This is a genomic window from Mesorhizobium sp. SARCC-RB16n (assembly GCF_008520305.1).
Classification (GTDB): domain Bacteria; phylum Pseudomonadota; class Alphaproteobacteria; order Rhizobiales; family Rhizobiaceae; genus Mesorhizobium.
This window is the reverse complement of record NZ_ML703253.1, coordinates 203,863-217,280: the sequence shown is the minus strand read 5'-3', so window position 1 is coordinate 217,280 and position 13,418 is coordinate 203,863. Positions and strand designations below refer to the sequence as shown.

Annotated in this window: 15 protein-coding genes; 11 read left to right on the top strand and 4 right to left on the bottom strand. The window is 62.7% G+C overall.

The window, feature by feature from the left end; translation table 11 throughout:
* The first annotated feature begins 164 nt into the window (after positions 1-164).
* Positions 165-653: a hypothetical protein gene (locus C7I87_RS01095; protein ID WP_149902454.1), complete on the top strand. Its 489-nt coding sequence runs from the start codon at positions 165-167 to the stop codon at positions 651-653.
* 41 nt (positions 654-694) lie between these two features.
* Here the strand turns inward: C7I87_RS01095 and C7I87_RS01090 are convergent, their stop codons facing one another.
* Entirely contained in the window at positions 695-1,471 is a 777-nt protein-coding gene (locus C7I87_RS01090; protein ID WP_149902453.1) for a VOC family protein, read from the bottom strand.
* 174 nt (positions 1,472-1,645) lie between these two features.
* Here C7I87_RS01090 and C7I87_RS01085 point away from each other — a divergent pair, with 174 nt between their 5' ends.
* From C7I87_RS01085 to C7I87_RS01060, 6 genes are all read left to right on the top strand, one after another.
* Complete coding sequence (locus C7I87_RS01085; RefSeq protein ID WP_149902452.1) at positions 1,646-2,371, top strand: gamma-glutamylcyclotransferase; 726 nt, start codon at positions 1,646-1,648, stop codon at positions 2,369-2,371.
* A 120-nt stretch (positions 2,372-2,491) separates the two neighbouring features.
* Positions 2,492-3,856: an NAD(P)-dependent oxidoreductase gene (locus C7I87_RS01080; RefSeq protein ID WP_149902451.1), complete on the top strand. Its 1,365-nt coding sequence runs from the start codon at positions 2,492-2,494 to the stop codon at positions 3,854-3,856.
* A gap of 2 nt (positions 3,857-3,858) precedes the next feature.
* Positions 3,859-5,172 (top strand): NAD-dependent dihydropyrimidine dehydrogenase subunit PreA, encoded by a 1,314-nt coding sequence (gene preA, locus C7I87_RS01075; protein ID WP_149902450.1) that lies wholly within the window; start codon positions 3,859-3,861, stop codon positions 5,170-5,172.
* Positions 5,173-5,285: 113 nt separating this feature from the next.
* Positions 5,286-5,804, top strand: coding sequence for an RrF2 family transcriptional regulator (locus C7I87_RS01070; protein ID WP_149902449.1), 519 nt, complete (start codon positions 5,286-5,288; stop codon positions 5,802-5,804).
* Positions 5,805-5,823: 19 nt separating this feature from the next.
* Positions 5,824-6,282 (top strand): carboxymuconolactone decarboxylase family protein, encoded by a 459-nt coding sequence (locus C7I87_RS01065; protein ID WP_149902448.1) that lies wholly within the window; start codon positions 5,824-5,826, stop codon positions 6,280-6,282.
* A gap of 42 nt (positions 6,283-6,324) precedes the next feature.
* On the top strand, positions 6,325-6,921 hold the full coding sequence (locus tag C7I87_RS01060) for a DUF3592 domain-containing protein (RefSeq protein ID WP_149902447.1): 597 nt from the start codon (positions 6,325-6,327) through the stop codon (positions 6,919-6,921).
* A gap of 12 nt (positions 6,922-6,933) precedes the next feature.
* Here the strand turns inward: C7I87_RS01060 and C7I87_RS01055 are convergent, their stop codons facing one another.
* Together C7I87_RS01055 and C7I87_RS01050 are read right to left on the bottom strand one after the other, a co-directional pair.
* Positions 6,934-7,656 carry an SDR family oxidoreductase gene (locus C7I87_RS01055; RefSeq protein WP_149902446.1) on the bottom strand — a complete coding sequence of 241 codons (723 nt, stop codon included), beginning with the start codon at positions 7,654-7,656 and terminating at the stop codon, positions 6,934-6,936.
* Positions 7,653-8,492, bottom strand: a complete 840-nt coding sequence (locus tag C7I87_RS01050; protein ID WP_149902445.1) for an SDR family oxidoreductase — start codon at positions 8,490-8,492, stop codon at positions 7,653-7,655. The genes C7I87_RS01055 and C7I87_RS01050 overlap by 4 nt, the downstream gene beginning before the upstream one ends.
* A gap of 103 nt (positions 8,493-8,595) precedes the next feature.
* Here C7I87_RS01050 and C7I87_RS01045 point away from each other — a divergent pair, with 103 nt between their 5' ends.
* Positions 8,596-9,477, top strand: a complete 882-nt coding sequence (locus C7I87_RS01045; protein ID WP_149902444.1) for a helix-turn-helix transcriptional regulator — start codon at positions 8,596-8,598, stop codon at positions 9,475-9,477.
* Positions 9,478-9,492: 15 nt separating this feature from the next.
* Here the strand turns inward: C7I87_RS01045 and C7I87_RS01040 are convergent, their stop codons facing one another.
* Positions 9,493-10,128: a TetR family transcriptional regulator C-terminal domain-containing protein gene (locus tag C7I87_RS01040; protein ID WP_149902443.1), complete on the bottom strand. Its 636-nt coding sequence runs from the start codon at positions 10,126-10,128 to the stop codon at positions 9,493-9,495.
* A gap of 227 nt (positions 10,129-10,355) precedes the next feature.
* On the opposite strand from C7I87_RS01040, the gene C7I87_RS01035 reads away from it, so the two are divergent.
* From C7I87_RS01035 to C7I87_RS01025, 3 genes are all read left to right on the top strand, one after another.
* On the top strand, positions 10,356-11,684 hold the full coding sequence (locus tag C7I87_RS01035; protein ID WP_149902442.1) for an omega-aminotransferase AptA: 1,329 nt from the start codon (positions 10,356-10,358) through the stop codon (positions 11,682-11,684).
* A 70-nt stretch (positions 11,685-11,754) separates the two neighbouring features.
* Positions 11,755-13,005, top strand: coding sequence for a Zn-dependent hydrolase (locus C7I87_RS01030; RefSeq protein ID WP_149902441.1), 1,251 nt, complete (start codon positions 11,755-11,757; stop codon positions 13,003-13,005).
* Positions 13,002-13,418 carry a contact-dependent growth inhibition system immunity protein gene (locus C7I87_RS01025; RefSeq protein WP_149902440.1) on the top strand — a complete coding sequence of 139 codons (417 nt, stop codon included), beginning with the start codon at positions 13,002-13,004 and terminating at the stop codon, positions 13,416-13,418. The genes C7I87_RS01030 and C7I87_RS01025 overlap by 4 nt, the downstream gene beginning before the upstream one ends.

The window sequence follows — 13,418 nt, the reverse complement described above, 5'->3', positions numbered from 1 at the left end:
TTATCGCCCAGCGATGGACCATTCACTTCCCTTGGCATGTCATCAACAATCGGTGATTGAAGATGTTCCCCGGCATGCCCTCCCATATTATTCTCGCCTGGGTTGCATTCTTGTCTCTATGGTTGTATTGACATGGGCATTCTGAACGTGTGGATTTCCGTGCCATGAAAAAAGTCATCATCAGCCTATTCGCACTCCTTGCAGGCACCAGTTTAGCCATGGCGGAGGACGCCGGCTGCGAGGCCTTCAAATGGCCGGTGACGCGAGAGCAGGCGCTGTTTGCCGCGGCGCCGGCAACGCCATCAGGGGCAACGCTGACGGTCGGTTCGGCCGCGGATCTGGTTTTGGTGCCGGCCGAGAAGGCCGGCTTCGCGGTGCCGCCCGAACACACCCCGGCAGCGGGCACGTTTGGCGCCGTCGCCAGCGTGGCGGTGCCGCCGGAGGGAGCCATCCAGATCAGCGTGTCGGGCGAGGCCTGGATCGATGTCATCCAGGACGGCCATCCGGTGAAATCGGTAGGTTATAGCGGCGTCAAGACTTGCCCCGGCATCCGCAAGAGCGTGCGCTTCAAGCTTGCGGCAGGCACGGCCACCGTCCAGTTCAGCGGTGCCAAGAAAGAGACCCTCAAGGTCGCGGTGCTGGCGCCGGAGTGAGCCGACGCCAGCAAGCGTGATATCAGCGGTTGGCGTGGGCGCTATCGCACCGGCGCCATCAAAGCGAAATGCGCGCCTTGCGGATCCTGGCACTGTACGATCCAGCTGCCTCCGGGCACCTCCATGGGTCCCATCAGGATCTTGCCGCCACCGTCGGTGACGCGTTTTGCTGCGGCGTCGATGCCGGTGACGTTGAAATAGAACTGCCAGACCGGCACCGGAATCTGCTCGGGCTTGTTCATGATGCCGCCGCCGGATTCGGGACCGGCCGTGAAGGTCTGGTAGATACCCATCGGCCCCATGTCGAATTCGCCGGCATTGGCCCAGCCGAACTGGCTGGAATAGAAATCGAACGCGGCCTTCCAGTCGCTCGTGTAGAGTTCGTGCCAGCCGATATGGCCAGGCGTGCTGGCCGGCACGACGGGCTGGTCCGGACCGTTAGGCTGCAGGAACATGAAGGTCGCGCCCTGCGGATCGGCGACGACGGCGAAGCGGCCGACGCCTGGAATGTCGTCGGGCTGGCGGTGAACGGCACCACCTGCCTTTTCCACCGACGCCGTCGCGGCATCGGCATCCTTGGTGTGGATGTAGCCGAGCCAAGCTGGAGGCATGCCCATATTGGCCGCATCCTCGGGCATCGTCATCAAGCCGCCGACGCCACGCTCGCCGACATTCATGACGATATAGCGCGGCATGCCTGGGGCCTTGTCGAAGGGTTGGGCCCTCCAGCCGACCACTTTTGTGTAGAAAGCCTCTGCGGCGTCGAGGTCCGACGTCATCAGTTCGTACCAGAAGAAGGGCATCGGGGATTTTGGCATGGTCGGTCTCCTCACCGTTGTGCGCCGATCGTCGTTCGATCCATCCTAGGACGATCTTGACGACAGAAATCCGACATCTGGGCTGAAAATCCGGAACGGCAAGGCGCAGCCTCCCCGCATCTTGCATGCCTTGCGATTTTCGCCTTTGCTCGGCTCGAGAAGGGGACCCGATCCATGCGGCAGATGTCACTTACGGCCGAGCTTGTCGCGCTGTGCCATCGCGAGGAGGCCGATCCTGGGCCCAGCGGTAGCTGGACACAACTGAGCGACGAGGATTTCCAGGCTCTCTCCGCGCGGCTGACCGATGAAGCAGACGCGGGGCCGCTGTGGGTGTTCGCCTATGGCTCGCTGATCTGGAAACCGGTTTTCGAGTCCGTCGAACGCCAGCGCGCCACCGCCTATGGCTGGCACCGCTCCTTCTGCATCGACATGGTGCGCTGGCGCGGCAGCGTCGCGCAGCCAGGACTGATGATGGCGCTCGAACGCGGCGGAAGATGCGATGGTGTAATCTATCGGTTGCCGGAACGGGAGAAGGCCGCGCAGATCGAAAGGTTGTTGCGGCGCGAGATCGACGATCATGAGAGCGTCGCTTCTGTCAGGTGGGTTCCGGTGCGTACGGCGCAAGGGCCGTTGCGGGCGTTGGGTTTCTGGGTCGGGGTGACGGGCAGAGGCACTTCACTCGGGCAGCCTCTGGAGACGGTGGCACGGGTGCTGGCGCGCGCTTGCGGCCATGTCGGTTCCGGCGTGGAATATCTTTACAACACGGTCAGCCACCTCGAGGAATTCGGCATCCGCGACCGCAATCTTTGGACGTTGCAGCAATTGGTCGCCGAAGAGATCAGGTCGATCCACGGCATCGGCATAGGCGGCGGCTCTATGCTTGCGTCACCGTCACCTTAACTTGAATACAAGTGTCATCTTTTAATTCAGCCTTTTCAGCAGTTTGCGTCAAAAATTGACCAATTGATAAAAAAATAAAACGTGCTAGCCTTCCTCAAAACAAAACATGGGGAACTGACGATGCCAGAAGGCCAGTTCAAAGAGGGTATTGCCGGCGGCCGGCTGTCGCCCGACCAATATGCCGAGAATTTTTCCGACCTGCATCCGCCGCTCGATCATCACGAGGCGCTGGTCGAATCCGACCGCTGTTATTTCTGCTACGACGCGCCGTGCATGAATGCATGCCCGACCTCGATCGACATTCCGCTTTTCATCCGCCAGATCTCGACCGGCAACCCGATCGGTTCCGCCAAGACCATCTTCGACCAGAACATCCTGGGCGGCATGTGCGCCCGCGTCTGCCCGACCGAGACGCTATGCGAAGAAGTTTGCGTGCGCGAGGTGGCGGAAGGCAAGCCGGTGCAGATCGGCCGTTTGCAGCGCTACGCCACCGATGTCGCGATGAGCGAGAACAAGCAGTTTTATCCGCGTGCCGAGCCAACAGGGAAGACCGTAGCCGTGGTCGGCGCCGGGCCGGCCGGTCTTGCCGCGGCGCATCGGCTCGCCCGTCATGGCCATGACGTGACCATCCTGGAGGCGCGCCCGAAGGCCGGAGGCCTCAACGAATATGGCATCGCCGCCTACAAGAGCGTCGACAATTTCGCCCAGGCCGAGGTCGACTATGTCACCGCGATCGGCGGCATCGACATCCAGAACGGCAAGGCGCTCGGCCGCGACTACCAACTCTCCGATCTGACCCGCAACTATGACGCCGTATTCCTCAGCATGGGGCTTGGCGGCGTCAACGCACTGCGCGCCGATGGCGAGGACGCGGCCGGCGTCACCAACGCAGTCGAATTCATTGCCGAACTGCGCCAGGCCAGCGACCTCTCAGGGCTGCCGGTCGGCCGCCGCGTCGTCGTCATCGGCGGCGGCATGACGGCGATCGATGCCGCCGTGCAGTCGAAGCTGCTTGGCGCCGAGGAGGTGACGATCTGCTACCGGCGCGGCCAGGAGCATATGAACGCCTCCGAATTCGAGCAGGACCTGGCCGCCGCGAATGGCGTCACCATCCGCCATTGGCTGCAGCCGAAGCGCGTCATCGCTGACGGTGGCAAGGTGTCGGCCATCGAACTTGAATACACCGCGCTCAACGGCGACAAACTCACCGGCACCGGCGAGACCCTGACGCTGGTTGCCGACCAGGTGTTCAAGGCTATCGGCCAGAGTTTTGTTCCTTCCGCCCTCAATGGCAGTGGCGCGTCGATCGACCTCGAAGCCGGCCGCATCAAGGTCGATGCGGAAGGGCGCACCTCGCTAGCCAAGGTCTGGGCCGGCGGCGACTGCATCTTCGGTGGTGATGATTTGACGGTTTCAGCGGTAGCGCAGGGGCGCGATGCGGCCGAGAGTATCAACCGGGCACTCACCCTTAACGGGAGGGCATGAGCATGGCAGACATCCGCAATAATTTCGTCGGCATCAAATCGCCCAACCCGTTCTGGCTGGCCTCGGCGCCGCCGACCGACAAGGCCTACAATGTCATCCGCGCCTTCAAGGCGGGTTGGGGCGGTGTCGTCTGGAAGACGCTCGGCGAGGAAGGGCCGCCGGTGGTCAACGTCAACGGCCCGCGCTACGGCGCGATCTGGGGCGCCGACCGGCGCCTGCTCGGCCTCAACAACATCGAGCTGATCACCGACCGCGATTTGCAAACCAATCTGCGCGAGATGAAGCAGGTCAAGATGGACTGGCCCGGCCGCGCGCTGATCGCATCGATCATGGTGCCTTGCGTCGAGGAAAGCTGGAAATCCATCCTGCCGCTGGTCGAGGAGACGGGTGCGGACGGCATCGAGCTCAATTTCGGCTGCCCGCACGGCATGTCGGAGCGGGGCATGGGCGCGGCCGTCGGCCAGGTGCCGGAATATATCGAGATGGTGGTGCGCTGGTGCAAGCAGTATACGCGCATGCCCGTCATCACCAAGCTGACGCCCAACATCACCGACATCCGCAAGCCGGCGCGGGCAGCACATGCCGGTGGCACCGACGCGGTGTCGCTGATCAATACCATCAACTCGATCACCGGCGTCAATCTCGACAGCTTCGCGCCGGAGCCGACTATCGACGGCAAGGGTTCGCATGGCGGCTATTGCGGCCCGGCGGTGAAACCGATCGCCATGAACATGGTGGCCGAGATCGCCCGCGACCCCGAAACCCGCGGCCTGCCGATCTCCGGCATCGGCGGCATCACCACATGGCGGGACGCCGCCGAGTTCCTGGCGCTGGGCGCCGGCAATGTGCAGGTCTGCACGGCGGCGATGACCTACGGCTTCAAGATCGTGCAGGAGATGATCGCCGGCCTCGAAAACTGGATGGACGAGAAGGGACACCGCTCACTCGACGACATCATCGGCCGCGCCACGCCAAACGTCACCGACTGGCAATATCTCAACCTCAACTATGTCGCCAAGGCGCATATCGACCAGGACGCCTGTATCAAATGCGGCCGCTGCCACATCGCCTGCGAGGATACCTCGCACCAGGCGATCACCAATGTCGTCAACGGCGTCAGGCATTTCGAGGTGATCGAGGCCGAATGCGTCGGCTGCAACCTTTGCGTCAATGTCTGCCCGGTCGAGAACTGCATCACCATGGAGCCGCTGGCGGCCGGTGTGATGGACCAGCGCACCGGCAAGCCCGTGTCTCCGGTCTACGCCAACTGGACCACACACCCGAACAACCCGATGGCCAAGGTGGCGGCGGAGTAGGGAACAGACATTCGACGAAAAAAGCGGTGCCTTCGGGCGCCGTTTTTTCATTTCCCTATTGCAGATAAGAATTATCCACGATAAAAGATATCCAGGAATTGGAGATTGGCATCATGAAGCTGGGCGAGGGGGTTGAGGCGGCTATTCACTGCGCGGCCACGCTGGCCAGTGTGGATGGCAACAGCACCATGCCGGGCGCGGCCCTGGCGGAATCCTTTGGCCTGTCGCCGAGCTACCTCCTGAAACATCTCAATATGTTGAGCGCGGCGCGCATCCTGGAATCGGTGCCGGGTCCGGCAGGCGGCTATCGGCTGGCACGGGCGGCGGAACGCATCACACTGCTCGACATCGTGCTGGCCGTCGAAGGGCGCGAGCCGGCGTTTCGCTGCGGCGAGATCCGCCGCAATGGTCCGGTCAAGATCGATGCCTCGGCCTATGTCAAACCCTGCGGCATCAATGCCGCGATGCTGAAAGCCGAGCGCGCCTACCGGGCAGCGCTCGCCGAGGTGAAGCTGTCCGACATCGTGGCGGATTATGCCGCGGAAGGCGACCCCAGATCGTTTGCCGCGAGTTGCGCCTTTGTCGAGCGTCACCAGCGGCCGCAGAAATCCGGTTCAACCAAGCAAATCTAAAACCCTGAAAGGAAAGACGATGAAACAGAGGATGCAGTTCTTCGCCAAGGCGCCCGAGATCATGAAGGCGGTGTCGGCGCTCAACAAGGCGGTCGACGAATGCGGACTGGAGGTGAGCCTGCTGCACCTGATCAAACTCAGGGCTTCGCAGATCAATGGCTGTTCCTTCTGCGTCGAGATGCACAGCCGCGAGGCGCGCCGCGACGGCGAGACCGAGCAGCGGCTCTATCTGGTGTCGGCCTGGAAGGAATCGCCGTTGTTTTCCGAGCGTGAACGTGCCGCCTTCGCCTGGACCGAGGCCGTGACCCTGATCGCCAACAATGGCGTGTCGGACGCTCTCTATGCCAGCACGCTCGAGCATTTCTCGGAAGACGAACTGGTCAAGCTGTCGGTCGCGCTGGGCATGATCAACACCTGGAACCGGCTCTGCATCCCGTTCCACGCCATTCATCCGATGCCGGCGGCCAAGGCTGCCTGATCGTTCTCCCGTCGTGCGGGTCTGTTAAAGGCCCGCACGTCCTTGATCTCCGTCGGCGGATTCGGCGCAATTGTTGGATCGGCGTTAATCGCTCTGTCGCGATTGTCCTCTATTAGACGTGCAGGTTCGCCCGTCGGAGCGTTCATGGAGCAGAGCTGGACTGCATTCTGGGCACGCGTTTCGGAGGCCTTCCACCAGGCGCTTTTTCCGTTCCGCGCAATCGCGGAAGCCTTCGGCCAGCATCCCGGCGATATGCAGATATGGTGCTTCCTGTGCGGCGTCTTCTTCCTCGCGCTCGTCAGTGCGCAGACCTATGGCGACATTGTCCTCCGGCGGCGCGGTGCCCTTGCCGCCGGCAAGGTCGTTGGCATCGATAAGTCGAGCGATGGCCCGGATACGCCGATTATCGAATTCGCCGATCGGGTGGGTAAGACTTGGCGTTTCGAATCGCATTTGCCGATCAATAGGACCACGGGATCGGTCGGCGCTTCAGTCGAGGTGATGTACGATCCTCTACGCCCCAAGCGAGCGCGCGAAGCGGGCCGGTCGTTCACGAAGGCGGCCCATCTGGCGGTTTGGTTTGCAATCGTTGCCGGGCTGATGACGCTCGCGTTCTGGCCCGGCCTGATTTCCAATTGATCCCTTCGCCGTTCAGGCGGCGAACCGCAGACCGCCATCGCAGGTCAGCACCTGGCCGGTCATGAAGCTGTTGGAGACGAGGAAGGCGATTGCCGAGGCGACGTCCTCGGCGCGGCCGATGCGGCCGACCGGAGTTTTCCCTGCATAGTCGGCAAAGACCGCCTGTCGCTGCTCAGCGGGCAGAAAGTCCCACCACGGCGTGTCGATGACGCCGGGCGCCACGACATTGACGCGTAGCGGTTTCAGTTCGACCGCCAGGATTGGCGCTACGGTCAGCAACATGCCGTTGATCGCGCCGATGCCGGCGATGCCTGGCATCGCGACCTGAGCCGACACGGCCGAGATGAAGGTCACCGATCCGCTCTTGTTGAGCGTCGGCAGTGCGGCCTGGAGGCAGGACAGTTGCGGCCGCACCTTTTCTTCGACTCCGCTGCCGATGTCGGCAAGGTCGAGGGTTTCGAATGGGCCGAGGCCCTTGCCACCGCTCGCCGCCAGGACGAGGTGATCGAACGGGCCGAGCCGCGCGAAGAACTGGCGCACCTCATCCGGCTTCGAAGCGTCGAAGGCGGCCTTGTCGGCGGCGCCGCCAAGGCTTTTCCAGGCGCTTACGAGCTTGTCCTGGTTGCGCCCGGTGATCGTCACCTTCATGCCCGGGCCAAGCAGTTTGCGCGCGGTCGCCAGGCCGATGCCGGATGAGCCGCCGATGATGACTGTGTGTTCGGTTCTGCCGGTCATGGTTGTTCTTCCTTCGATTTTGGCGAAGCCAGCCCGACGAGGTCGAGGCTCAGGCTTCGCAATTGCTGTCTTGCCTTGGCGTCGTAAGCCTGGGCATCGGCGCGGGATTCACGCAGGCCGTCGAAATAGAGGCCGCTGCGGCCTTCGAACGCTGACGAGGTGGCAAGGTTGACGATGGCTTCGGCGCCGGTTTCGACCGAGCTCCATGGCGTCACGCCCGCCTGTCGGACCATGGTCGTGTTCATGTAGCTCGCCGGATGCAGCGCGTTGACGGTGACGCCGGTGCCTTTCAACTGCTCGGCCAGATCGATGGTGAACAGGATCTGCGCCAATTTGCTCTGGCAGTAGGCGCGCACGCCGCTATAGCCGTGGGTCAGCATGACGTCGTCGAAATCGATCGCCTGCTGGCCGGCGGACGCGACATTGATGATGCGCGCCGGCGCGCTTGCCTTCAGCAGCGGCAGCAGCTCCGAGGTCAGCAGGAAGCCGGCGAGATAGTTGATGGCAAAGCGCAGTTCATGGCCGTCGGCGCTTGTCTGTCGCTTGTCGCCAGCCGTGCCGACGCCGGCATTGTTGATGAGGATGTCGAGGCGGTTCGTTCTGGCACGCACGGCCTCGGCGAGGCGTCGTACCTCCGCCAGCGAAGCGAGATCGGCCGCGAAAAACTCGGCCTTGCCGCCGGCGGCTTCGATCTCGGCGACAACGGCCTTGCCGCGTGTGGCATCGCGGCCATGCACCAGCACCCGTGCGCCGGCGGCACCCAGCCTTTGTGCCACGACCCGGCCGACGCCGTCGGTCGACCCGGTGATGAGGACGGTCTTGTCTTTAAATTCCATGTTCAGAGCCTCCTGTTGCTGCCCTGAACGCAAGATGGGGCGCTTCGCCCATGGCAAACAGTTCAAACTTTATCCTGGTATCAATACTGCTATAATAGCCGACATGAACGCTACCGCTGTCTCCACCCAATCAGCCGACGAGAGCCGCCGGCGCGAACTCGGCGCTTTCCTGCGTTCGCGCAGGGAAAGGTTGACGCCATCGGCCACCGGCATCGCAACCGGCCCGCGACGGCGCACGCCGGGTCTGCGGCGCGAGGAAGTGGCGATGATCGCCGGCGTCGGCACCACCTGGTATACCTGGCTCGAACAGGGCAGGGATGTGCGGCCCTCGGTGGAAGTGCTGGCGGCGCTGTGCGAGGCGCTGCGCCTCGACGCCGTCGAGAAGCGGCATCTGTTCATCCTCGCCGGCCGCCAGCAGCCCGAACGGCGCGGGGCGACGCCCGAGAAGGTGGACGCCACGCTGTTGCACATGCTGCAAAGCCTCGTCCTGCAGCCGGCCCAAGTGGTCGGCCGGCGCTGGGATGTGCTCGCCTGGAACCCGGCCGCGGCAGCTGTGTTCGGCGACTATGGCCTGCTGGAGGGCGATAGCAGAAACATCGTCCACCTGGTCTTCACCAATCCGCACCATCGCCGCCTGCTGGTCGACTGGGAAGAACGCGCCCGCATGGTGCTCGCTTCGTTTCGTGCCGAAAGCGCTAAATATGTCGGCGATCCGGATTTCGAACGGCTGATCGCGCTGATGATGAACTCAAGTCCCGAGTTCCGTGACTGGTGGCCCCGGCGCGACGTGGCGCGAAGGCTGACCGGCGTGAAGCACGTTCGGCATCCCGAGGCAGGCTTGATGGCTTTCGAGCATATGAGCCTGTCGATCGACGACGGCTCGGACATGCGGCTGATCGTCTACACACCGCTCGCCGAGCAGAACTCGATCGCCAAGTTGCAACAACTGCTGGACGCGATGCCGGCCCAACGGCGCAGCGCCTGAGACCATTTTAACGCGTCAGCCCTTCGGCTTCAGCCCGTCGAGGAACAATTGCTCGAGGAAGCGGGCAGCATCCTCGAAGCGGCCTTCGCCGCCGCGGTTTGGTCCTAGCACGGCGCGGACCTGGACGTCGAAATCGGCATAATGCTGCGTTGTCGCCCAGATCGCGAAGATCAGGTGCCAGGGATCTGTCCGGGCGATCTTGCCGGCGCGCATCCAGCCCTTGATGACGGCGGCCTTCTCGTCGACCAGCGTCTTCAGTTCGCCCGTCAGCAGCGGCATGATGCGCGGCGCTCCCTGAAGGATTTCATTGGCGAACAGCCGGCTCTCGCGCGGAAAGTCGCGGGCCATTTCCAGCTTGCGCCTGATATAGCTCCTGAGTTCGGTCATCGGGTCGCCGATATCGTCCAGTTCCCTGAGCGGCGCCAGCCAGGTTTCGAGCAGCCGCTCCATCAATGTCTCGTGAATGTCCTCCTTGCGGCGGAAATAGTAGAGGAGGTTCGGCTTCGACATGCCGGCGGCTTCGGCGATCTGGTCGATGGTCGAGCCACGGAAGCCGTTGGTGGAGAACACTTCGAGCGCGGCCTCCAGGATCAGCTCGCGCTTTTCCTGCTGGATGCGGGTGCGGCGAGGGGCTTCCGTACTGTCGGTCACTGTTGCGGGCCCTCGCATTCAAGGTCATCTGGACCAATTCTCTGGACCAGTTTTTCCCCAGCCTGTGGAACGCACTTCAGGAGCCGCATTTCCGCTAGTAATCCCTTGACCGCCGACAGGGCGGTGCTAACGTTTGTCCAATCGGTCAAAAATTTGCGTAGCATGAAAGCGCGGCAAAGACCAAGCGTTGGACGCACCGAAACAGGTTACAAGGGGAAGTCTTGGTCATGTCCAACCGGCTGAAAGTCACGCCGAACGATCTCAGCGCATTCTGGATGCCGTTCACGGCAAACCGGCAGTTCAAGCAGGCGCCACGCATGTTCGTGTCCGCCAAGGACATGCATTACACGACCAGCGATGGCCGCAAGGTGCTGGACGGCACCGCCGGCCTCTGGTGCGTCAATGCCGGCCATTGCCGACCGAAGATCACCGAGGCGATCCAGCACCAGGCCGCCGAGCTGGATTATGCGCCCGCCTTCCAGATGGGCCATCCGATCGTGTTCGAACTGGCGAACCGCCTTGTCGACCTGGCGCCCAAGGGCATGGACCATGTGTTCTTCACCAATTCCGGTTCGGAGTCGGTCGAGACGGCGTTGAAGATGGCGATCGCCTATCACCGCGTGAGGGGCGAGGGATCGCGCACCCGTCTGATCGGCCGCGAGCGCGGCTATCACGGCGTCAATTTCGGCGGCATCTCGGTTGGCGGCATCGTCTCTAACCGCAAGATGTTCGGCACGCTCCTGGGGGGCGTCGATCATATGCCGCACACGCATCTGCCGGAGAAGAACGCCTTTTCGAAAGGCGTGCCGGAGCATGGTGCGGAGCTCGCCAACGAGCTGGAGCGCATCGTCGCCCTGCATGATGCCTCGACCATCGCGGCTGTCATCGTCGAGCCGGTCGCCGGTTCCACCGGCGTCATCCTGCCGCCGAAGGGCTATCTCGAGAAGCTGCGTGAAATTTGCACCAAGCACGGCATCCTGTTGATCTTCGACGAGGTCATCACTGGTTTCGGCCGTCTCGGCGCGCCGTTCGCCGCCGACTATTTCGGCGTCACGCCTGATATCATGACCACCGCCAAGGGCGTCTCCAACGGCGTCATCCCGATGGGCGCGGTGTTCGTGAAGAAGGAAATCCACGACGCCTTCATGACCGGCCCCGAGCACATGATCGAGTTCTTCCATGGCTACACCTATTCGGGTAATCCGATCGCTTGTGCCGCCGCACTCGGCACCCTCGATACCTACAAGGAAGAGGGCTTGCTCACCCGCGGCGAGGAGCTGGCGCCTTACTGGGAAGACGCACTGCATTCGCTGAAGGGCGAGCCGCATGTCATCGACATCAGGAACATCGGCCTGATCGGCGCGATCGAGCTGGCGCCGATCGCCGGCAGCCCGACCAAGCGGGCGTTCTCCGCTTTCGTCAAGGCGTTCGAGCGCGGCGCGCTGATCCGCACCACCGGCGACATCATCGCGCTGTCGCCGCCGCTGATCATCACCAAGGGCCAGATCAACGAATTGGTCGATCATGTGCGTGAACTGCTGCGGTCGATCGACTAGACTTGCCTTACCTGGGCGGGTGGCGATGGGAACCGCCACCCGCCCAGAACATGAAATGGAAGGACTTTGAATGGCCGCACCCGGCGAGAATCTGCGAATCAATTCAGACCGCTTGTGGGATTCCATCATGGAGATGGCGAAGATCGGCCCCGGCATTGCCGGTGGCAACAATCGCCAGACCGTGACCGACGAGGACGGCGAGGGCCGGCACCTGTTCAAGCGCTGGTGCGATGCGGCCGGGCTCGAAATGGGCGTCGACGAGATGGGCACCATGTTCGCCCGCCGCGAAGGTACCGACCCCAGCCTGCCGCCGGTCTATGTCGGCAGCCATCTCGATACGCAGCCGACCGGCGGCAAATATGACGGCGTGCTCGGCGTGCTCGGTGGCCTGGAGGTCGTGCGCTCGCTCAACGACCTCGGCATCAAGACCAAACACCCGATCGTCGTCACTAACTGGACCAACGAGGAAGGCGCGCGCTTCGCCCCGGCGATGATGGCCTCCGGCGTGTTCGCCGGCGTGCTCGACCAGGCGGACGTGTACGAGCATACCGACAAGCAGGGCAAAAAGTTCGGCGAGGAACTGGAGCGCATCGGCTGGAAGGGCACCGAGAAGGTCGGCGACCGCAAGATCCACGCCTTCTTCGAACTGCATATCGAACAGGGCCCGATCCTCGAGGACGAAGGCATCGACATCGGCGTCGTCACCCATGGCCAGGGCCTGAAATGGCTGCAGGTGACGCTGACCGGCAAGGAGGCGCATACCGGCTCGACGCCGATGCCCAAGCGCCGCAATGCCGGGCTCGGCATGGCCCGGGTGATCGAACTGGTGCACGAGATCGCCATGGACTACCAGCCCGACGCGGTCGGCGCGGTCGGGCACATGGAAGTGTTCCCCAACTCGCGCAACATCATCGCCGGGCGCACCGTCTTCACCATCGACATCCGCTCGCCGGAGAAGGAAGTGCTCGATGCCATGGATGGCCGCATCCGCGAAGGCATCGACACGATCTGCGATGCGCTCGACATCAAATACAAGATCGAGCAGGTCGGCCATTTCGATCCGGTGACCTTCGACAAGGACTGCGTCAAGGCGATCCGCGATGCCGCCGAGCGGCTTGGCTATACGCACCGCAACATCGTTTCGGGTGCGGGCCACGATGCCTGCTGGATCAATCGCGTCGCGCCGACCGCCATGGTGATGTGCCCCTGTGTCGATGGGTTGTCACACAACGAGGCTGAAGAGATCACCAAGGAATGGGCTTCGGCGGGTGCCGACGTTCTGTTCCACGCGGTGGTGGAGACGGCGGGGATCGTGGAGTGAAGCCGAGAGGCAACCTTGACGAGGATCGAAAGCTGAGGGTCCTTATCGGTTGGCCTCACGCCAAATCGTCTTATCCTTCGTCGCTGGTAGAAAGATGCGAGGCGGCGCTCGACACACCTTTAGGGCAACTTTCGACCGAACAGTTGCGGCTCCTCATCGGCCAGGAGATCGGACTCGAGTTTCTAGCCGAGAAAGCAATTGACCTGATTGAAATGGATCCGTTGGCGCATGGTGATTTCTATGACGGCGATTTGATTTCGATGTGTCAAAAAATTCCTGCCGCGTTCTGGGCGACGCATCCCGATCTTTGGTTTCGCTTGAACGAGGTTTTGGAAGGCTTCGATCGGACGGTCGAAGCGGTGAATGAACATAGAGCCCAGTTCATGGCTGCAAATCCTTATGGAGCCCGATGA